Origin of the sequence: Cellulomonas sp. (assembly GCF_036279715.1) — a bacterium.
GTDB lineage: Bacteria > Actinomycetota > Actinomycetes > Actinomycetales > Cellulomonadaceae > Cellulomonas_A.
Genome location: NZ_DASUIR010000155.1, coordinates 1 through 18,950 on the forward strand (window position 1 = coordinate 1; position 18,950 = coordinate 18,950).

The window sequence follows — 18,950 nt, forward strand, 5'->3', positions numbered from 1 at the left end:
CGTCCCGTGCGCGCCCCCGCCGCGTCGACCCGCGCGCTGCACCACCGATCCGGTTCACGTCCACTCGTGCACGGTAGTCGAACGCCAGTCGTGCAAGCGCCCGCGCCCGCGGGACGCGTGTAGCGTGACGAAGACGGGGCCGCTGGAGGACTCATGGCATCGACCCACCTGCGCGGCAGGTACGTCCACATCCTGACGTTCTTCGCCGGTGTCATCAGCCGATTCATCCTCTGGGACATCGTCCTGCGCCGCATCGGGTTCCGTCGCTGGGTGCACGGCAACCGCACCGAGCGGCTCCGGCGAGAGGCGACGCGCTTCCGGGTGCTCGCCATCCGCATGGGCGGCGTCATGATCAAGGTCGGGCAGTTCCTGTCCTCACGCCTCGATGTGCTGCCGCGCGAGGTGACCGACGAGCTCGCCAACCTGCAGGACGAGGTCCCGGCCGAGGACTTCGAGGCGATCAGGCAGCTCGCCGAGACCGAGCTGGGGGCGTCCTTCCAGGACCTCTTCGAGACGGTGGACCCCGTTCCGCTCGCGGCCGCGTCCCTCGGACAGGTGCACCGTGCCAGGCTCGGGATCGAGCACGACGTCGGCTATCGCGACGTGGTGATCAAGGTCCAGCGCCCGGGGATCGCCGCGATCGTCGAGACCGACCTGTCCGCGCTGAGCAGGGTGGGTTCGTGGCTCATGCGCTACCGCCCGATCCGCGCGCACGCCGACGTCCCGGCGCTGCTGCGCGAGTTCTCGGCGACGTTGCACGAGGAGATCGACTACGAGCACGAGGCGAGCAACGCCGAGACCTTCTACCGGAACTTCGCCGACGACCCGACCGTGCAGGTGCCGAGGGTCGCGCGGTCCCTGAGCACCAGGCGGGTGCTCACCCTCGAGGACGTGTCGGCGATCAAGATCACGGACTACGCCGCCATCACCGAGGCGGGCATCGACCGGGCCGCCGTCGCCGAACGGCTCGTGGCCGTCTACCTGAAGCAGATCTTCGAGGACGGGTTCGTCCACGCCGACCCCCACCCGGGCAACCTGTTCGTCACCCCTCTGCCGGGTCAGGACGGTGAGCCGGTGACCTGGCGGCTGACCTTCGTCGACTTCGGAATGATGGCGCGCGTCCCCGACTCCGTCCGCAGCAGTCTGCGGGAGCTGCTCATCGCGGTGGGAACGCGGGATGCGACCCGGGTCGTGAAGGCCTACCAGATGCTCGACATGCTGCTGCCCGGCGCGGACCTCGCGGCGATCGAGCGGGCCGAGGCGCACGTGTTCGACAGGTACTGGGGCCTGTCGATGAGCGAGCTGCGCAACATCGACGTGCAAGAGGTGCGCGAGTTCGCTCACCAGTACCGCGACCTGCTGCTCGACATGCCGTTCCAGGTCCCGCAGAACCTCATCTACGTCGTGCGCACCGTGGCGATCCTGTCGGGCATGTGCACGGGCCTCGACCCGGACGTCAACCTCTGGCAGCAGATCGGCCCGTACGCGCGGCGCGCTGTCCAGGACGAGGCGGCATCCGGCGTCGGCCACTGGCTCGACGAGGTCGGCGAGGCTCTGCTGGCCCTCCTCGCCCTGCCGGCGCAGACGAGCCGGGTCCTGGCGCGTGCCGAGGGGAGCGGGCTGCAGGTGCGCGACGAGCACGTCGGCCACGAGCTGCGCGCGGTGAGCCGCTCGGTCGACCGGCTCGGAGACACCGTCATCCTGGCGGGCCTGCTGGTGGCCGGCTCCGTGCTGGTCGCCGCGGGGCGCATCGGTGCCGGCGCAGCCCTTCTCGGCCTGGCGGGCCTGGTTCTCCTGCGGGTCCTGGTCGGCGGCGCGAGGCGGTAGCCGGAGCCGCTGACGCGGTGGCCGGGCCGGTGGCTACGGCCGGGACGTGCGCGCGTCGATACGACTGATGGCTGCGTCGATGACGCCGCGCCACGCCAGGAGCATCTCGCGGCGAGCCGTGTCACGGTGCTCGAAGAAGTCCGCCGGGAAGAACGTCTCGACGCCCTTGCGCATCTCGGCGCGGGCCGCACTCATGTGCTCTCGCACCTCGGGCGGGACCTGGGAACGGAAGCCTTCGTGACGGTCTCTGAATTCGGTCATGGTCGTCTCCTCACCAGACGTTCCATTATGGAAGGTGCGCGCAAGAGGACGCCACCCGTGCCCCGCCTCCCCACGGGTCGCACCTCACTGGCATCGCGGATCGAACAGGTGTTCGACTAGAGTGGACAGATGCCCAGCGGTGGCGCGACGATCCTGCACGCCGACCTCGACGCGTTCTACGCCTCGGTCGAGCAGCTCCTCGACCCTGCGCTGCGCGGCCGTCCGATCGCCGTCGGCGGCGGCCCTCACGGCGGGGTCGTGCTTGCCGCGTCGTACGAGGCCAAGCGCTTCGGGGTGCAGGGCGGCATGCCGGGATGGCGCGCCGCGCGGCTCTGCCCGGAGCTGTCGTTCGTCCAAGGTCACTTCGCCGAGTACCAGCGCCTCGGGGACGCGGTCATGGCTGTGCTCGCGGACTTCACCCCGCTGGTCGAGCGGATCTCGATCGACGAGGCGTTCCTCGACGTGTCGGGCTCGACGCATCTCTTCGGCCCGCCGGAGGTGATCGGCGCGACGATCCGCCACCGGGTCCGGGTCGACGTCGGCCTGCCCATCTCGGTGGGTGCCGCCCGGACGAAGCATCTGGCCAAGATCGCGTCCCAGGTGGCCAAGCCTGATGGTCTCGTCGTGGTTCGGCCCGGGTTCGAGCGGGAGTTCCTCGACCCGCTGCCGGTCGGGCTCATCTGGGGCGTCGGCCCGGTGAACGAGCAGCGACTGGCCGATCGCGGCATCCGGACGATCGGCGACCTGGCCCAGACCCCGTCCTCGGCCGTCGAGCGGCTCCTCGGTCACGCCGTCGGTCGCAAGCTCAACGCCATGGCGCACGACGAGGACCCGCGCAGGATCGTGACCGACCACCGCGCACGGTCCGTGGGCGCGCAGTCCGCTCTCCCCCGGCGCCGCCCCGATCCCGAGGACCTGCGAGCCGTGCTGGCCCACCTGGCCGACCGGATCTCCCGGCGGATGCGCGCGAGGGATCTCGCGGGCCGCACGATCACGGTGCGCGTGCGGTTCCCCGGGATGCACTCGGTGACCCGGTCCCACACCCTGAGGGAGCCGGTCGCCGCCACACTCACGCTCACCGAGATCTCCGAGCGCCTGGTGTGGTCCGCGATCGACGAGGCTCCCGCGCCGTGCGAGATCACGCTGCTCGCGGTGTCGGTGTCGAACCTCACCGTGCAGCGTGCGATCCAGCTCGAGCTCGATCTGCCACCCCAGGACCCGTGGCGGCCGGGCACCGACGCCGGCGCCGCGCGGCGGGCCGTGGACGGGTCGATGGACCGGATCCGGGGCCGGTTCGGCACAGCCGCGGTGGGCTACCTGCCCGTGGTGCTGCGCACCGCCGGAGCGGTGCCCGACGAGTTCAGGGAGCTCGCCGAGCACGAGCTCTGAGGACGGGGGCATCGCGAAGGAGGTAGCGGCAGGGCCTCCGGGCACGTCGGTGGGTTCGACGGGTGCCAGGCGGAGAGGATCCGGATCCCCGATGCCGACGGGACTCTCCCGCCGTCCGAGGTCGCCGAGGCGTGCAAGGCCATGGACGAGCGGCGTGCGATGAAGGTGCTCCTCACGCCGTGCCGGAACGCGTCCGGCCGTGAGGTCGGGCGCCTCGTCCGACGCTCCGTCACACAGCTCGTAGCACGAGCAGGAACTGACCGCCGCCCGCCTCGACCTGCGTCGCGACCCCGAGCTCGGGGGCGAACCGCGACACGCGGTCGAGCAGCCACACAGCGGCCTCGTCCGCGTCGGCCTTGGTAGGACAGCGGGCCACGACCTCTCGGCCGCCCTTGCGCGTCAGCCGCTCGACGGTCGAGACGATCGGGGCGGGCTCGACGACGAACAGGTCCGGAGACCAGGGCACGACGGGCTTGACGGCGCCCTTGCGGGTGTTGCACGCCCGGTGCGCCAGACGCTCCGACCCTGCCGGAGGCTTCTTCCCCTTCGGTGCAGCACCGCCGTCGATGCTGGGGCCGCGGTCGGCATTGACAGACGCGTCAGGGTCGACCGGCTCGTCGCACAGCCAGCATCGCCAGGCGTCTTTCTCGCCGACCTCGTGAAGGGTGCTCATGGGACCCGAGGCTACGGGTCGCCCGTGACGGGTCCAACCCGCCTCGAGAGCACGCCCGCCGGGCGCGCGTCGCGGAACCAGGCGGTGAGCTCAGTCAGATGATCCGCGCCGCCCACGTCGCCGAGGCGAACGGGAACTCGCCGCGGCGCTCGACCGACCGGCGCCCGACAGGGCGATGGACGCACCGAACATGAAGCCGAAGTTGTACCAGCCGCCGTTGTTGTGGACCTCGTAGATGTTGACGTCCGAGCTGAACAACGAGACCACGAACGTGATCGGGCTGATCGCGCCGTGCCACAGGCCGAGCCAGAAGCCGGCGACATGCGGGGCGTCGACCAGGGCCGCGTCGTTCGGACCCGCGGCGCACGCGGCCAGCGCAAGGAGCAGGACGAGCACGCCGGCGGCTCTCACCACGCTGCGTCGCGTCATCGTGCTGCCCCCGCGGCGGTACCGGACGTCAGCTCCTCGGCGATGTCCTTGGCCCACTGCTCGATGTCGGCCCAGTCGCGGAAGTCCCCTGCCGGCATGATCGCCCGGGCAGCCGGCAACCGGCGCAGCGCCTTCTCGGGAAGGGTCAGGCTGCTGGGATCCAGTGCACCGAAGAAGCCCCGATGCTGGCGGGGGTGGACCGCGGCCAACAGCTCCGCGGTCTCCTTGGGCTCCGACGCCTCACGCAGATCTCTGCCCTCGGCGTCGGTGGGCTCGGTGCCGAGCGGACCGCTGCTGAACAACCACACCGGGCGGGTCGCCAGGAGCTCGCGGTGGCTCGCGACGAACTCCGCGGCAGGCTTGAGCCAGTGGCCCATGTAGACGGCGCTCCCGATGACGAACGCGTCGTAGCCGTCGATCGCTCCGGCGTCCTGGACGGGACGGACCGCGACCCGCTGACCTGACGCCGTGAGGGTGACAGCGATGCGCTCCGCGATGCCTTGCGTGGAACCGTGCTTGCTGGCATAGAGCACGAGTATCGACATGCGACTGCCTCCCCATCCCCATCGACCGGTAGTCCTGAGTCAACCAGAGTCCGACGCCCGCCGTCCGGTGGTTGCCCCCCCAGCCCCCCGTCGGGCGCACCTCGGGCGTGTCGCCACGATGCGCGCAACGATGGGCATGACAGACGAGCCTGAGAGGAGCGCCGCCATGACCCACACCTGGCACGTGACCATCAATCTCTTCGACACCGACGACCTGAAGGCCGACGGGGTGGTCACCAAGGCCCACGCCGTCCTCACGACGTCGAGCGGCACGACGCTCAACGGCTACGGGCGTGCCCGCCGCAGCCCGGGCGACCCCGACGTCCCCGAGATCGGCGAGGAGCTTGCATCGGCCCGCGCACTGCGCGACGTGGCCGACCGGCTGCTCAAGGCCACGTCCGACGACATCTCCCAGCTCGAGCACCACGAGGTGCACCTCCCGCAGTAGCCATGCCGACCGACGCGAGTCGCCGGGTCGCCGGGTCGGCATGCTGTCCGGGGAGTGAACCGCAGCTGAACAGTGAATCCGACGTTCCCGACATGTTGCCGTCCGGACCGATGGGGCCAAGCATGGACCCGCACCAGTTCCTGTGCGCCCCCTGAGAGCTCCGGAGGATCCCAGCATGAGTATCCCCATCGCGCGCCGCATCCGGCGGCTCGGAGTCCTGGCAGCGGCCGTGGCGCTCGTCGCCGTGGCCGCTCCCCCTGCTCTGGCCGACAAGGGCCACGGGCCCGAGAACGACTACCACCTGACGGTCATGGGCACAACGGACCTCCACGGCAACGCCCTCAACTGGGACTACTTCAAGAACGCCGAGTACGACGACAAGGCCAAGAACGACCTCGGCCTCGCGAAGGTCTCGACCCTGGTCAACCAGGTCCGAGCGGACCGCGGTCGAGCCAGCACGCTGCTCATCGATGCCGGCGACACGATCCAGGGCACTCCCCTGGCGTACTACTACGCCAAGGTCGAGCCGATCACGTCCGGCGGCATCCACCCGATGGCCGCGGCGATGAACGCCATCGGCTACGACGCCGCGGCCCTCGGCAACCACGAGTTCAACTACGGCATCCCGCTGCTGCGCACGTTCCAGTCGCAGCTTGACTTCCCGCTGCTGGGCGCGAACGCGATCGACGACGCGACCGGCAAGCCCGCCTTCGCGCCGTACGTCATCAAGACGATCCACCCCGCACACGGCAAGCCCATCCGCGTCGGCATCCTCGGTCTGACCAACCCCGGGATCGCGATCTGGGACAAGGCCAACGTCGAGGGGAAGATGACCTTCCCCGGCCTCGTCGAGCAGGCGAAGGTCTGGGTCCCGCAGATGCGCAAGGCCGGCGCTGACGTCGTCGTCGTCGCGGCCCACTCGGGAGCAGACACGTCGTCGTCGTACGGCGACACGCTCCCCTTCCCGGAGAACGCCGCGACGCTCGTCGCCCAGCAGGTGCCCGGCATCGACGCGATCCTTGTCGGCCACGCTCACCAGGAGATCGCGGAGCGCATCGTGACGAACGAGGCGACCGGCAAGCCCGTCGTGCTCTCCGAGCCGCTGAAGTGGGGCGAGCGGCTGTCGCTGTTCGACGTCGACCTGTCCTTCACGCACGGCCGCTGGACGGTGGGCTCGGTGCACTCGAGCGTCCTCAACTCCAACACCGTTCCCGAGGACCCGAAGATCGTGGACCTCCTGCAGGCGGACCAGGCCAAGGTCGTGAGCTACGTCAACGGGGTGATCGGGACGGCGACCGAGCCCATGTCGGCTGCGACGGCGCGCTACGAGGACACCGCCGCGCTCGACTTCATCAACTACGTCCAGGCCCAGGAGGTCAAGGCGAACCTCACGGGCGCCGACGTCGGCCTCCCCGTGCTGTCGATCGCAGCGCCGTTCAACAAGGACGCCGCGATCCCCGCCGGTGACGTGTCGGTGCGTGACATCGCGGGGCTCTACATCTACGACAACACCCTGCTCGGCATCAAGCTGACCGGCGCCCAGGTCAAGGCGTACCTCGAGAAGTCCTCGGAGTACTTCAAGGCCGTGGCAGGTCCGGGCTCCTACGCGGCCGCCGACGTGACCAACGCCCCGACGTCGACGGCACCCAGCGGGACGCCGGACTACAACTACGACGTCATGGGCGGGCTCGACCAGCCGCTGACGTACGACGTCGACCTGTCACAGGCCCCCGGGGCACGGATCACCCACCTCCGGTACGGCGGTCAGACGATCGACGACGCAGCGGTGTTCGTCGTCGCCATCAACAACTACCGACAGTCGGGCGGCGGGAACTTCCCGAACGTCACGACGGCGCCGGTCGTCTACAACACGCAGATGGAGATCCGGCAGCTGCTCATCGACTGGGTGACCGCCCAGCAGGTGATCGACCCGTCGACGTTCTCCAAGACCAACCCGGACTGGCAGCTGACCTACGGCGACCAGGCGCTCACGATCACGCCGTAGCGCTCTGGGCGACCGGGATCGCACCGTCATGGTGCACGACGAGGGCCTCGCACCGGCATCTGCGGTGCGGGGTCCTCGTCCGTCGACCGTCACACGGTCGCGCCGGACTCCTGGACCCCCGGATGACCGGCGACGAGAGCGGTGTCCACGCCCACGGCACCCAGCTTCGCGGCTCCGCCCGGTGAGCCGAGCGGCTCCGGGCGCCCGGGAAGGGTCTCCTCGAAGAAGCGCGCGTTGTCGGCGAGGAACGGCAGCTGGATCGCCGGCAGGTCATCTTCGTAGTAGATCGCCTCGACCGGGCACACCGGCTCGCACGCACCGCAGTCCACGCACTCGTCGGGATGGATGTAGAGCGTCCGTGCGCCGACGTAGATGCAGTCGACGGGGCACTCCTCGACGCAGGCGCTGTCCTTCACGTCGATGCAGGGTGCGCCGATGACGTAGGTCATCTCTGTCTCCTTCGGATGGTCGATCTCGTACGGGGGTCGGACGACCCGGGCTGGTCCGTCAGCTCACCGGCAGCGCCGTGGCCAGGAGCACGACGACGAACGAGCCGAGCAGCGACGAGACAGCCAGGGCCCGAGCGACCACCGTGCGCCCGGCACTGGTCGCCCATCCGTGCAGTCCGGCGGCCAGCATCACGAGCACGAACGCGACGAGCTTGCCCGCGAGAGTCCGCCCGTACCCCGGCTGCGCGAGGCCGCTCCAGGTGACGCCCTTGTGGGCGGCGAGGGCGATGCCGGTCGCCACCTGCAGCGGGATCAGGACCGTGACGGTCGCGACACCGAATCGCATCCCCAGGGTCCGCATCAGGGCGGCGCGGTCGGCCGCCTCGAGTCGTCGCCGCGCGACCGGCAGCACCAGCGCCGAGATCGTCAGCTGACCGCCGAGCCAGATGACGGCACCCAGCACGTGCACGAACCGCACCACCGACCACAGCCCGAGCACCTAGTACGCCTCGAAGATGCCGTGGGCGCCCCGCTCGCCGTCCACCACGGCGTGATCGGTGAACGGGTAGTGACCGGGTTCCGGGAGCACGAGCTCGACGAACCCTCCCTGCGCGGGCGCGAGGTCCATCACCTGCGCGGCGCCCTGCTCGGCATTCCCGGCCTTCAGGCGGTAGGCGCCCTCGGCGAAGACCGTGTCGAACTGCGCGCCGACGACGTGGAACGCCGTCCCCCGCTGCGGACCCGCGTCGACGACCCAGACCCGCAGCCGGGACCCTGCCTTGACGCGGATCGGCGCATGGTCGTACTGGTCGACGTACCCGTTGAACACGAGGGCGTCCGGCGTCTCGGCGGCGATCTTCGCCTCGTCCGCCGTCCGGTCCTGCGCGCCCAGGTACAGCTCGGACTGCACGAGCACGACTTCGGTGTCGACCGCCGGCAGGTCGGGCGGGTCGATGATCACAGCGCCGTACATCCCGTTGGCGATGTGGAGGGACATCGGCATCGTGCTGCAGTGGTAGAGCCAGGCTCCCGAGTAGCGCGCGACGAACTGGTACGTCAGCGACTGGCCCGGGTCGAGCGTGCGCATCGGGACGTCCGGGGCGAGCGAACCCGCGTGGAAGTCGATCCCGTGGCCCATGTCCGCGTCGTTCACGAAGGTGATCGTGAAGACGTCGCCCACATGCCCGTGCAGCGTCGGACCCGGCGCCGTCCCGTTGTAGGTCCACAACGTCTGCCGGACGCCCGGAGCGACCTCGACCACCGTGTCCTGCACGGCGATCGTCAGGCGATGCTCGGTGGCCCCGGGGGCCGGCTGCAGAGCCGGGTCGTACGGTCGCCAGTCCGGCCCCGGCGAGGCCTGGAAGTCGATGACCGGCGCCGCAGCGCCCGATGTCCCGGTGGCCATGCCACCCATGTCGTGCCCCGACCCGGAAGCCGTTGCCGCGCCGCCGGTCACGACGATGCTCAGCGTCATCCCGGCGGCCCGGTGCCCGGGGACGCTGCACCACCCCTCGATCGAGGCTGTCACCGGGCCGACGTCGAGGTCCGTGGATCCGCCCGCGGCGAGCGGCGGCGTCTGCTGCCCGGTCGCGAGGACGAGGTCATGCCGCATCGCGTCGGTGTTCGTGACGGCGAGGACCAGCCGCGTCCCCGACGGCACCTCGATCACCGACGGTGTGATCCGCATCCCGGCCAGCGTCACCGCGACGGTCTGCGTGCCGCCCGCCCTGACGACCGCGCGAGCGTCACCGGCGGCCGGGACTGATCCCCCGCCCAGCGCGACGACCAGAGCCACGACGAGCATCACGGCGCCGAGGACCATGCCCCACACCAGGCCCGTCCGGTCGTCGCGGGGCGCGCGGGCTGCGGGCGGCGCGGACGGGGCCGTGGTCTGGGCGGTCGAGGTCATCGGGTCTCCTCCGTACTCGCTGCCCGGACCTGCGAGCGCACCGGCGCCGCACGGCGCGCTCGCACGACCGCCGTGACCGACGCGCCCAGGAAGAGCAGGATCGCCAGCTCCGTCCCGACGCCGCCGACGTGCCACCACGCCGTGAGACCGAGTGCGTCACCGAGCACCACCCGCACCAGGAGCGAGACATGGAGCAGGGCGACGTGCGCGTAGAACCAGCCGCGGTACGGCAGGCGCACGCGCATCACCGCGGGCACGATGACCGGCGCGTGACCGAAGATCATCGACATCACGAATCCCAGGAAGACGGCATGCAGCGCGGCGTCGTAGACCGCGATGCCGGCGCCGAGGTCACCGGCGACGAGCCAGATCACACCGCCCACGAGCAGCCACACGTACCCGGTCAGCAGGCACACCGCCATGAACCGCGTGACGCCGGCGATCTTGACGGTGCGCCGCGCGACGTCGTGCGCCGCCCCCCAGGCAGCGAGTCCGATCATCCCGGCCCCGACGAGCCGGACGCCGACCTGCGTGGCGGCCCCGGCAATCGTCGTGAGCACAAGCCCCGCACCGAACAGCCCGGCGGCGAGCAGGAACTGGCGCACCGAGGAGCGCGTGAGCATCGCGACGCGCGCCAGCTCGAGCCGCTCGCCGAGGATCGTGAGCACGAGGAAGCCTGCGATCCACGGCACGAGCCGTGGCAGCGTCCACCCCGTCAGCCAGAGCAGGGTCGCGACGTACCAGCAGACTGCTCCGGCAGCCATGACCCGCAGGTGCAGCGCGGGCTGGATGCGGTGGACCACGACGTAGACGACCACAAGCACGATCGACGCCGTGCACAGCAGCAGGCGCCCGACGACGGGCGGCAGGCTGACCAGGACAGCGAGGCCCCCGGTGCCGGCGAGGGCCGGCGCGGCATAGCCCCATCGGCGACCGAGCGCCACGGCCCGCTCGAGGGAGATCACGGTCCCCAGGAACCCCAGCGCCATGAGCGGCCCATGGTCGGCCGCCGTGCTCGCCAGGAGGGTCGGGACAGGCAGGCCGAGCAGGAGCAGCCCGCCCCACAGCGCCGCGAGGAGACAGACCAGCCCGGCGAGCAGAAGGGGGACCCGAGGGCGCGGGACGCTCGGGGCGCGTCGCGCCGAGGCGGCAGCAGCGGGGCGAGCGCCGGGTGGTGCGGATGTCACCATCCGAAGGCCTGCTTGGTCTCCGCGGTCATCATGTCGGGGGTCCAGGTCGGCACGTGTGTCAGGACGACCTCGACGCGGTCGACCGCCCCGCCGGCAAGGAGCACGCGGCGCACCTCGTCGGTCAGGTACTCACCGAGCGGGCATGCCGGCGTCGTCGTCGTCAGGACGACGCCCGCGACCCGGTCGTGGACGTCCAGCCCGTAGACGAGACCGAGCGAGACGATGTCGATGCCGAGCTCGGGGTCGATGACGTCGCGCAGGGCTTCCCGGAGCTGCTCGGCCTCGGTCCCGGGTCCGAGCAGGCGGGTCACGGACAGCAGGTCCCGGCTCACGCCGCTCCCCCGATCCCGGCCGGGTCCGTGGGGCCGGCCGAGGAGAGGTGGGCGAGGCAGAGCCCCGGCCGGACGAACGGTTCGAGCCGGATCGACGTGGCGGGCGCCCCCATCTGCTCCAGGGCGCCCTGCATGAGTCCGAGATGGACTCCGCAGACCACGTCGGAGTGCTCGACGGCGACATCGCGGAAGGGGCATCGGTGCAGCTCGATCACGGTGCCGCGCGCCCCTGGGTCGCCGCTGCCCTGCGAGGCGTGGGCGGGAAGCGGGTGCGCGCTGAGGCGCGGCTCGAAGCCCACGTCGTCGAGCAGGGCGACGATGCGGGCCACCCCGTGCTCCACGTCCACCGAACCGTTGGCGGGGCCGTCGGACCCGACGACCGTGCGGCCCCATCGCCTGCCAGCCTCGGCGGCTGCACCGCCCGGTGTCGGCCCGCCCGGCGCCGGCACCGGGGCGCCCGCGTCGATCGTGCTCGCCAGGATCCCGGCCAACAGCTTGTAGGAGTCCGCCTCGGCTGCAGGCGCTGCGGCGGATGCTCGGAACAGCACGCGAGGACGGCCCGGCGTGGTCCGCACCTCGATCGAGCTCTCGACGAGTCCGGCATCGACGAGCTGGTCCAGATGGGTGCGCACCGTGTTGGGGTGCAGTCCCACCTGGGCCGCGATGGCCTGGACGTCCTGGGCGTCCGGGGCACCGCGCAGCACCTCGAGGATGGCCACACGGCTCACGCCGGCAAGCGCCTTGTGGGACGAGAGATCGATCGGTTCGGAGTGCACGATCTGTAGTTTTCACTGAATGTGTAGTAAAAACAACCCGCACCCCGTACGTTCCCGATCTGAACCCTCAGGAGCTCCCATGCCGCTCGACGCCGACAGCCCCGCCCTCGCACCCTCCGTCTCACCAGCACCGGAAGGCCCCGCCGGCCGCGCGCTCCATGAGCTCGACGTCCGTACGCTGCCGCACGGCGGCCGGCACGAGATCATCTTCGCGAGCCTCGACGCTCTCGAGCCCGGTGAGGCCTTCGTCATCCTCAACGACCACGACCCGAAGCCCCTGCGCTACCAGACCGAGGCGCTGTGGCCCGACGTCTACACGTGGGACTACCTCGAGGCGGGGCCGGCGTTGTGGCGCGTCGCGATCACCCGTGCCCGCTGACTCTGCCGACGTCGTCGACGGGCTGAGCCGCGTCCTGTCCCGGGCGTGCCGTCAGCTCGCGGAGGCCGGTCAGCCGCAGCGGGCCGGCCGCCTGGCCGCCGACGGCTGGGTTCTGCTCCGCCGATCCCACCCCGTCCAGGCGCAGCGCCTCGACGGCACCATGCACCATGCGGCTCGTCTTGAGCAGAAGCTCGAGACGGCCGCGCGACCCGAGCGAAAGGACCGTCCTGTGCCTGCCACCGACCGAGTCGTCGATGTCCGTACCGAGATCCCCCGGACCCGCCACGAGCTGATCTTCTCGACGTTCGCCACGCTGCCCGCAGGCACCGCGTTCGTGCTGGTCAACGACCACGACCCGAAGCCGCTCTACTACCAGCTGGCGGCGGAGAACCCCGGCGAGTTCACGTGGGAGTACCTCGACGAGGGGCCGGAGGTCTGGCGGGTGCGGATCGGTCGGACCGGGCCCGCCTAGGACGACTGGGCCTCCACGGTGGTCGACGTCGCGCTCGACGCGAGCTGGTCGGCGATCACGGCTGCAGACGCGGGCCCCGCGAACAGGTAGCCCTGCGCGGTGTCACAGCCCGCCAGCTGCAGCGCGCTGAGCTGGGCATCGCTCTCCACCCCCTCGGCGACGACTGTCAGACCGAACGCATGGGCCGCGTGGATCACGAGCCGGACGAGCTCGATCGCGCCGGACGCCGACGACTCGACCAGGCTCCGGTCGATCTTGAGGATGTCCACTGACAGGTGCTGCAGCTGGCTGATGGAGGTGTAGCCGGTCCCGAAGTCGTCGATGCTGACGGCCACCCCGAGCTCGCGGAGGGCACGCACGTGCGCGTCCGCGGTCGGCTGGTCGACCAGCACCGTCTCGGTGATCTCCACGACGAGGCGGTCGGCAGCGAGCCCGGCTGCCGCGAGGGCCGTCGCGACGTCCGTGACGATGCACGCGCTCGCGAGGTGACGACCGGAGATGTTCACGGCAACGGTCATCGCCCCGCACAGGTCCGGCCGCTGCGTCGTCCAGGCGGCCAGCTGCCGTGTTGCCTCGCCCAGGACCCAGCGACCGAGCTCGCAGATCAGGTCCGAGAGCTCGGCGGTCGGGATGAAGTCGTCGGGCTGGACCAGTCCGTGGCCCGGCCGCCGCCACCGCACGAGCGCCTCGTACCCCTCCACGCGACCGGTCGTGACCCCGACGATCGGCTGGTAGTGGAGCTCCAGGTCGTCGTCGGCCAGCCCTGCCCGCAGTGCCGACTCGAGCAGCGCCCGCTCCTGGAGCTCGCGGCGAAGGCCGTCGTCGAAGACCTCGGCGCGACCACGGCCGGCCGCCTTCGCGCGGTGCGAGGCCGCGTCAGCCCCGCGCAGCAGCTGATCGGCGTCGGTGCTGCCGTCCCTGACGAGGGCGACACCGATGCTCGCTGTCACTACGACGTCATGGGCACCGGCGCGCACCGGCTCGGCGATAGCGGTCACCAGTCGGTCGGCGAGCGCGACGAGCGCGGTCTCGGAGTCCAGGGCCTCGACGACCACCACGAACTCGTTGCCACCGAGCCGGCCGACCGTGTCACCGGCGCTGACGCTGCCGCGCATCCGGCGCGCGATCTCCTGCAGGACGCCGTCGCCGACGGCATGACCGTGCGCGTCGTTGACGGCCTTGAAATGGTCGAGGTTGACGAACAGCAGCCCGACGCTGCTCGCCGAACGTCGGCCGCGATGGAGCGCAGCCTCGATGATCTCCAGCGCGCGGACCCGGTTCGCGAGCTCCGTCAGCGAGTCGTACGCGGCCTGGTGCGTGAGGTCGTCCCGGAGCCTGTCGCTCTGCGCGGTCGACGCCCGGACTGCCCGTCCGGCCAGCGACATGCGCGCCACGACGAGGAAGAACACGACGATCGAGCACACGGCGACCGGCCACGCGTCGAGCGGGACGCCGAGCACGAGCTGGACGATCGAGGTGCCCGGCGCGATCAGCACGGCCAGGGCGAGCCCGGCGAGGCGACGCGACGTCAGCGTGCGTGGCTCGGTCCCGCGCTCGGAGAGCTCCGTCATCGATGGGTGCAGCGCCGCCGCACCCCAGAGCACGTAGGCGGCGAGCCAGAGGGGATCGACGGCACCGCCCTCGTACGCCGAGGTGACACTCAGCACCGAGAACGTGGTGTCCGCGAGATAGAGGAGCACGCCTCCGCCGACGAGCAGACGGAACGCCGCGGTCCGTGCGCCGGCGCCGATCACCAGTCGGACGATCATCGCGAGCAGGAGGACGTCGCCGGCCGGGTACGCCAGGCCGACGGCCCGCGAGAGCGCCGTTCCGTCGCCCGAGCGCACGATCGGTCCGGCGAGCACGACCCACGCCACCAGGCCGAGGTTGACCGTGACGATGCTCGCGTCGATCCAGCCCACGACGTCGCGACCCCGCCTGCGGGCTCTGATGAGGAGCGCGAAGGCCACGGCGAGCAGCGGGTACGCGGCGAGGTACAGGACGTCAGCCGATGACGGGTAGGGCGAGACGCCGGCGACATCGTTGAACCAGGAGTAGAGGGTGTCGCCCGCGACCCAGCACAGCTGCCCGGCAGCCAACCAGTACCAAGCGCCACGTCGGGCCGGGCGGTTGCGCCGCACACCGACGACGATCGCGACCACACCGGACAGCCCGACGACCAGGTACATGACGTCCCGGGTCAACGCCGACGGAACTGCGAGGTAGGCCGCGACGAACAGTGCTCCGCCCAGGACGTACGCCCGCCACCATCGGTCCACGCCCTCTCATCGGCTGGGGAGCGGCTTTCCTGAGCACTGGGCGCCGAGGCCCGCGCTACCTCACCCGGTCGATGGTCACGGCAGCTCGACCCGGAACGTCGCACCTGTCCCGGGACCGGCACTCGTCGCCGTGAGCGTGCCGCTGTGCGCAGCGACCATCGCGCGGGCGATGGTCAGGCCGATGCCGCTGCCTGCCGTGCTCCGGGTCCTCGAGGAGTCGGCGCGGTAGAACCGCTCGAAGATGTGCTCGCTCTCGGACGGGTCGAACCCCTCACCGGTGTCGACGACCTCGACGACCGCACCGCGCGGGCCGGCGCGGACCACGACGCGCACCGCGCCTCCCCGGGGGGTGTGCCGCAGGGCGTTGTCGAGAAGGTTCGCGAGCACCTCGGTCAGCCGCTGCGGGTCGGCCCGGACGACGGCCGCCGGACCCGCCGCCTCGACGTCGAGGCCGACACCTGCGGCGACATAGCGGGCACCCGCGGCGGCGACGGCCTCCCTCGACAGGGCACCCAGGTCGATCGACCGTGGATGGAGGTCGAGCTGACGCTCCTCGGCCCGCGACACGGCGGCCATGTCGGCGACGAGGTGCTTCAGTCGTCCGGTCTGGTCGACGAGCGTCGCCAGCGTCGCACTGTCAGCGGGCAGGACGCCGTCGACGACGGCCTCCACGGTGGCCTCGATCGAGGCCAACGGCGTACGCAGCTCGTGCGCGAGGTCCCCGATGAGGCGGGACCGCATCGACTCGGAGTCGGCCAGTCGTCCCGCCAAGGCATTGAACGCGTCCGCGAGCAGCGCCAGCTCCGGGCCGACCGCCGGGACCTCGACGCGCACCGCGAGATCGCCCCGCGCGAGCCGGTCGGTCGCTGCGGCGACCGCGACCACGGAGCGCCCGAGCCGCTGCGCCACGACCCAGGTCACGGCGAACGCGACGAGCAGCGCGACAGGCAACGCGATCCCCATCGAGCTGATCATGGCGTCCGCGAACGCCTCGTCGACATGACGCTGGACCTCGGGCTCGACGGACGCGCCCAGCGCCGCACGCAGGTGACCCTGGAAGATCTGTGGCGCGACCAGCAGCGCGACGGCCAGGAGCGTCACGCCGCAGGCGAGCACCACGAGGCCGAGCGAGACGAAGAGCCGCCACGTGAACCCCAACGGCGCGCCGCGGACCGAGCGCCCGCGGCTCATCCAGGGCCCATCCGGTAGCCCACTCCGCGCACCGTGCGCACGTACTGGCCCTCGGTGTGGTCGTCGCCGAGCTTGCGGCGCACGTGGCCCAGATGGAGGTCGACGAGCCGCTCGTCACCGAACCAGCCCGGCCCCCACACACGCTCGACGAGCTGGGTGCGGGTGAAGGCCGCTCGCGGTCGGGACGACAGCGCCTCCAGCAGGTCGAACTCGGTGCGGGTCAGCGCCACCAGGCGATCGTTGAGCCGCACCTCGCGGGCCTCAGGATCGATCGTCAGGTCACCGAAGCGGCGCGTCGCCGACGTGTCGGACCCCCCGGCTCCGCCAGGGAGTCCCGATCCGTGGCGCGGCCGTCGCAGGAGCGAGCGGATCCGCGCCACGAGCACCCGGGACGAGAACGGCTTCGTCATGTAGTCGTCGGCCCCGACCGACAGTCCGACGAGCGTGTCGATCTCCTCGGCCCGCGCCGTGAGCATGATCACGTAGGCGTCGCTGAACGTGCGCAGCTGACGGCAGACCTCGATCCCGTCGACGCCCGGCATCATGACGTCCAGGACGACGACGTCGGGCCGGACCTCGCGGGCCCGGTCGAGGGCCTCACGGCCGTCGGCTGCGGTCGTGACGTCGAAGCCCTCACGTTCGAGATACGCCGCCACGACGCGCACGAGCGCCGGCTCGTCGTCGACGACCAGCGCGCGGACCCGGCTCGAGCCGCCGGGCCCGCCCGGGTCCGCCGAGGCGACGGACGCGTCAACCATCGCCATGCCCGGCTCCCTCTCTCACCCGTGCGAACGGACTCGCGCGTCGACCCATCATGTCGCAGGTCAGGTGACCGTGATCTCCGCGAACATGCCGGCCGCGTAGTGACCGGGCAGGTTGCAGACGAGCTCGTACCTGCCCACGGGGAGGTCCAGCGTCACCCAGCCGGTGGCCCCGGGCGCGATACCGCTGTCGCCGCTCCCGCCGCCCGCGTCGGCCACCTCGCCCAGGCTGCCCGACTCGTCGATCCGGCGGTCCGGGCCGACAGCCCGCGAGCCCGCGCGCTGGTCGCCGTCGAGCGGCAGGACGACCAGCTCGTGGTTGCGCATCCCCGTGTTCGTCACGACGAACGACACCGTGCCGTGGGGAACCGTCGACCGGTCGAGGTGCAGGAACATCCTGGCCGCCGATCTGCCCCCGTTCCCGCGCATCATCGGCCCGCCCATGTCCCCCACCACGGCGTGGACCACGGTGCCCGGGAGGTCCGGCACCGAGCTGTCGGTGCCGGACCTCGGACCGAGCATCCCCGCGCGACCGCCGCCGTCGCCCCAGGCCACGGAGCGCGAGCTGTCATGGTTCGCACCGGCCCACGCGACGACCGCGCCGACGGACCCGAGCAGCAGCGCGACCGCGGCGACGAGGCCGGCGATCAGCTGGCCCCGTGGCGTCGCGACAGCCATCATCGGCCTCCTCGCGCCGCGATCAGTGCCGCGCGATGGCTCTGATAGGTCTCCAGGTCGATCTCGCCCGCAGCGAACCGCCGGTCCAGGATGTCGATCGCTGAGTCCGGTCCGGGGAGCTGCGGCGGAGCGGTCGGCGTCGGCCCCGCGTGGCCGCTCGAGGGGAGCAGTCGCAGGACGAGCCAGATGATCAACGCGATCAACGCGATCCAGAACAGCCCCATGAAGATCCAGCCGACACCACTCATGCCGCCGCCATACCAACGCATCATGATCGTCTCCCACGCTCGACGTGTGTGGCGCCGCGTCCGGGCGCCTGGGGAGCAGCCTCTCGCGACCACCCGGCGATCTCGCCGAGAGGATGCAGAGATCTGATGAAGTTCTCGCCCCGAGAGGGGCCGACCGTCAAGGATGCGCGGTCCGGCGTCAAGAACGCGTCAAGGGTGGCGGGCTGCTGCCGCACAGCGGATGCACTGGGTCCATGTCCATCGCCATCAGTGTGCCGAAGCGTCTCCTGGTCGGGCGGCCGCTCAGCTCCGCCAAGATGGGCGACACGCTCCTGCCCAAGCGGCTCGCGCTTCCGGTCTTCTGCTCCGACCCGTTGTCCTCGAACGCCTATGCGACCGAGGAGATCCTCCTGGTGCTGTCGGTGGGCGGTCTGTCGTTGCTGCATCTCGCGCCGTGGGTGGCCGGCGCGGTCATCCTGCTGCTCACCGTCGTCGTCATCTCGTACCGTCAGACCTGCTACGCGTACCCCAACGGCGGCGGCGCGTACGCGGTCAGCCGCGCGAACCTCGGCCAGAACGCGGCGCTCATCGCTGCCGGCGCGCTGCTCATCGACTACGTGCTGACCGTCGCCGTGTCGGTCGCCGCGGGCGTGTCGAACATCGTCTCGGCCTTCCCTGCGCTCGCCCCGCACGCCGTCGCCCTGTCGGCGGGCATCGTCGTCGTGCTGGC

The 18,950-nt window shown here is 71.3% G+C and carries 22 protein-coding genes; 7 read left to right on the forward strand and 15 right to left on the reverse strand.

Going from position 1 to position 18,950, the window contains the following annotated elements; genetic code table 11:
- The first annotated feature begins 153 nt into the window (after positions 1-153).
- Positions 154-1,827: an ABC1 kinase family protein gene (locus tag VFW79_RS14510; RefSeq protein WP_329678003.1), complete on the forward strand. Its 1,674-nt coding sequence runs from the start codon at positions 154-156 to the stop codon at positions 1,825-1,827.
- Between the two features lie 33 nt (positions 1,828-1,860).
- Here VFW79_RS14510 and VFW79_RS14515 read toward each other — a convergent pair whose 3' ends face one another.
- Positions 1,861-2,088 carry a hypothetical protein gene (locus VFW79_RS14515; RefSeq protein ID WP_329678004.1) on the reverse strand — a complete coding sequence of 76 codons (228 nt, stop codon included), beginning with the start codon at positions 2,086-2,088 and terminating at the stop codon, positions 1,861-1,863.
- 129 nt (positions 2,089-2,217) lie between these two features.
- Between VFW79_RS14515 and dinB the strand changes: the two genes are divergently transcribed.
- On the forward strand, positions 2,218-3,477 hold the full coding sequence (dinB, locus tag VFW79_RS14520) for a DNA polymerase IV (protein WP_329678005.1): 1,260 nt from the start codon (positions 2,218-2,220) through the stop codon (positions 3,475-3,477).
- A 229-nt stretch (positions 3,478-3,706) separates the two neighbouring features.
- On the opposite strand, the gene VFW79_RS14525 is transcribed toward dinB, so the two are convergent.
- From VFW79_RS14525 to VFW79_RS14535, 3 genes are all read right to left on the reverse strand, one after another.
- Positions 3,707-4,150: a hypothetical protein gene (locus tag VFW79_RS14525; protein ID WP_329678006.1), complete on the reverse strand. Its 444-nt coding sequence runs from the start codon at positions 4,148-4,150 to the stop codon at positions 3,707-3,709.
- A 90-nt stretch (positions 4,151-4,240) separates the two neighbouring features.
- On the reverse strand, positions 4,241-4,579 hold the full coding sequence (locus tag VFW79_RS14530) for a hypothetical protein (protein ID WP_329678007.1): 339 nt from the start codon (positions 4,577-4,579) through the stop codon (positions 4,241-4,243).
- Positions 4,576-5,124 carry a flavodoxin domain-containing protein gene (locus tag VFW79_RS14535; protein WP_329678008.1) on the reverse strand — a complete coding sequence of 183 codons (549 nt, stop codon included), beginning with the start codon at positions 5,122-5,124 and terminating at the stop codon, positions 4,576-4,578. The genes VFW79_RS14530 and VFW79_RS14535 overlap by 4 nt, the downstream gene beginning before the upstream one ends.
- Positions 5,125-5,290: 166 nt before the next feature.
- On the opposite strand from VFW79_RS14535, the gene VFW79_RS14540 reads away from it, so the two are divergent.
- Positions 5,291-5,572, forward strand: a complete 282-nt coding sequence (locus VFW79_RS14540) for a DUF1876 domain-containing protein (protein ID WP_329678009.1) — start codon at positions 5,291-5,293, stop codon at positions 5,570-5,572.
- 175 nt (positions 5,573-5,747) lie between these two features.
- Positions 5,748-7,577 carry a bifunctional metallophosphatase/5'-nucleotidase gene (locus VFW79_RS14545; RefSeq protein WP_329678010.1) on the forward strand — a complete coding sequence of 610 codons (1,830 nt, stop codon included), beginning with the start codon at positions 5,748-5,750 and terminating at the stop codon, positions 7,575-7,577.
- Between the two features lie 89 nt (positions 7,578-7,666).
- Here the strand turns inward: VFW79_RS14545 and fdxA are convergent, their stop codons facing one another.
- Genes fdxA through VFW79_RS14575 form a run of 6 tightly spaced genes read right to left on the reverse strand, consistent with a single transcriptional unit; the run spans position 7,667 to position 12,233 of the window.
- On the reverse strand, positions 7,667-8,026 hold the full coding sequence (gene fdxA / locus VFW79_RS14550; RefSeq protein ID WP_329678011.1) for a ferredoxin: 360 nt from the start codon (positions 8,024-8,026) through the stop codon (positions 7,667-7,669).
- A 58-nt stretch (positions 8,027-8,084) separates the two neighbouring features.
- On the reverse strand, positions 8,085-8,507 hold the full coding sequence (locus VFW79_RS14555) for a hypothetical protein (protein WP_329678012.1): 423 nt from the start codon (positions 8,505-8,507) through the stop codon (positions 8,085-8,087).
- Between the two features lie 18 nt (positions 8,508-8,525).
- The gene (locus VFW79_RS14560) at positions 8,526-9,935 is read right to left on the reverse strand and encodes a multicopper oxidase domain-containing protein (RefSeq protein WP_329678013.1); all 1,410 of its coding nucleotides are present in this window, start codon (positions 9,933-9,935) and stop codon (positions 8,526-8,528) included.
- Positions 9,932-11,122 carry a hypothetical protein gene (locus VFW79_RS14565; RefSeq protein WP_329678014.1) on the reverse strand — a complete coding sequence of 397 codons (1,191 nt, stop codon included), beginning with the start codon at positions 11,120-11,122 and terminating at the stop codon, positions 9,932-9,934. Before VFW79_RS14565 ends, VFW79_RS14560 begins: the two co-directional genes overlap by 4 nt.
- Positions 11,119-11,457: a metal-sulfur cluster assembly factor gene (locus VFW79_RS14570; RefSeq protein WP_329678015.1), complete on the reverse strand. Its 339-nt coding sequence runs from the start codon at positions 11,455-11,457 to the stop codon at positions 11,119-11,121. Before VFW79_RS14570 ends, VFW79_RS14565 begins: the two co-directional genes overlap by 4 nt.
- Positions 11,454-12,233, reverse strand: a complete 780-nt coding sequence (locus VFW79_RS14575) for a helix-turn-helix transcriptional regulator (RefSeq protein ID WP_329678016.1) — start codon at positions 12,231-12,233, stop codon at positions 11,454-11,456. Before VFW79_RS14575 ends, VFW79_RS14570 begins: the two co-directional genes overlap by 4 nt.
- Before the next feature lie 79 nt (positions 12,234-12,312).
- Between VFW79_RS14575 and VFW79_RS14580 the strand changes: the two genes are divergently transcribed.
- Both VFW79_RS14580 and VFW79_RS14585 read left to right on the forward strand, forming a co-directional pair.
- A complete protein-coding gene (locus tag VFW79_RS14580; RefSeq protein WP_329678017.1) occupies positions 12,313-12,612 on the forward strand; it encodes a DUF2249 domain-containing protein in 300 nt (99 codons plus the stop codon).
- Positions 12,602-13,084, forward strand: coding sequence for a DUF2249 domain-containing protein (locus VFW79_RS14585; protein WP_329678018.1), 483 nt, complete (start codon positions 12,602-12,604; stop codon positions 13,082-13,084). The genes VFW79_RS14580 and VFW79_RS14585 overlap by 11 nt, the downstream gene beginning before the upstream one ends.
- Here the strand turns inward: VFW79_RS14585 and VFW79_RS14590 are convergent.
- The 5 genes from VFW79_RS14590 to VFW79_RS14610 all read right to left on the reverse strand — a co-directional run bounded on the left by VFW79_RS14590 (position 13,081) and on the right by VFW79_RS14610 (position 18,265).
- The gene (locus tag VFW79_RS14590) at positions 13,081-15,363 is read right to left on the reverse strand and encodes a putative bifunctional diguanylate cyclase/phosphodiesterase (protein WP_329678019.1); all 2,283 of its coding nucleotides are present in this window, start codon (positions 15,361-15,363) and stop codon (positions 13,081-13,083) included. The genes VFW79_RS14585 and VFW79_RS14590 overlap by 4 nt on opposite strands.
- Before the next feature lie 75 nt (positions 15,364-15,438).
- Positions 15,439-16,554 (reverse strand): sensor histidine kinase, encoded by a 1,116-nt coding sequence (locus VFW79_RS14595; RefSeq protein ID WP_329678020.1) that lies wholly within the window; start codon positions 16,552-16,554, stop codon positions 15,439-15,441.
- A complete protein-coding gene (locus tag VFW79_RS14600) occupies positions 16,551-17,312 on the reverse strand; it encodes a response regulator transcription factor (RefSeq protein ID WP_329678024.1) in 762 nt (253 codons plus the stop codon). Before VFW79_RS14600 ends, VFW79_RS14595 begins: the two co-directional genes overlap by 4 nt.
- 66 nt (positions 17,313-17,378) lie before the next feature.
- Positions 17,379-17,993 (reverse strand): plastocyanin/azurin family copper-binding protein, encoded by a 615-nt coding sequence (locus tag VFW79_RS14605; protein ID WP_329678021.1) that lies wholly within the window; start codon positions 17,991-17,993, stop codon positions 17,379-17,381.
- The gene (locus VFW79_RS14610) at positions 17,993-18,265 is read right to left on the reverse strand and encodes an SHOCT domain-containing protein (protein WP_329678022.1); all 273 of its coding nucleotides are present in this window, start codon (positions 18,263-18,265) and stop codon (positions 17,993-17,995) included. Before VFW79_RS14610 ends, VFW79_RS14605 begins: the two co-directional genes overlap by 1 nt.
- Before the next feature lie 209 nt (positions 18,266-18,474).
- Here VFW79_RS14610 and VFW79_RS14615 point away from each other — a divergent pair.
- A partial coding sequence (locus VFW79_RS14615; protein WP_329678023.1) for an amino acid permease occupies positions 18,475-18,950 on the forward strand: 476 nt, incomplete at its 3' end.